Origin of the sequence: Lachnoanaerobaculum sp. MSX33, from assembly GCF_000512995.1 — a bacterium.
Classification (GTDB): domain Bacteria; phylum Bacillota; class Clostridia; order Lachnospirales; family Lachnospiraceae; genus Lachnoanaerobaculum.
Genome location: NZ_AZXX01000032.1, coordinates 1 through 670, shown reverse-complemented (window position 1 = coordinate 670; position 670 = coordinate 1). Strand labels below are relative to the sequence as shown.

The following is a 670-nucleotide window of genomic DNA, read 5'->3' as shown; positions in this document are numbered from 1 at the left end:
AGACTGGATGTTAAGTAGAGATGCATCAAAGTGGACAAGTATCAACTTTGCGGTAGCATCTGCACCATATAATAACGGTAGTGTAGGGGCAACAACAGCAAACAGCATCTTATTAAGTGACGGAACAAGTGCGGGAGATGCAAGAGCATATAAGTTCAGCAAGATAAAGGCATTAAACTATGTACCAAGTGTAACACCTAACCGTTACTATATGTTTGACGGATGGTATAAGGATGCGGCATGTACACAGCCTGTAGGAGATACGGACTTCTTTAGAACAACAGATCCTACACCTTTAACTGTATATGCCAAGTTTGTAGAAGACCCAAGTAAGTGGTTTGATATCAACTTTGCGGCAGGAAGCAACGGTTCAATATCAGCTCCTGCAACACTTCATGTACCATATGATTATACATGGAGCCAGGTAGCAGCATTACCGTCAGCATTATTGCCGACAGCACAGTTACCGACAGCTACACCTGTAGCAAACTACTTGTTTAACGGTTGGAAGGATCCAAACGGAGCCTTCATGCAGGGAAGCAGCACACTTACAAATCATGCAACATATACAGCATTCTTCAGCCAGGATCCAAATGTATTCGGTACTATCGGATCTATCACACCTACAGGTCGTATAGGAAATGACGGAAGTGGTGAGATAGTAATAGAT

The 670-nt window shown here is 42.8% G+C and carries 1 protein-coding gene; it reads left to right on the top strand.

The genetic code is table 11. The features are described 5' to 3' along the window. On the top strand, positions 1–670 hold a 670-nt coding region (locus tag HMPREF1495_RS13845; RefSeq protein ID WP_034212106.1), incomplete at both ends, for a hypothetical protein.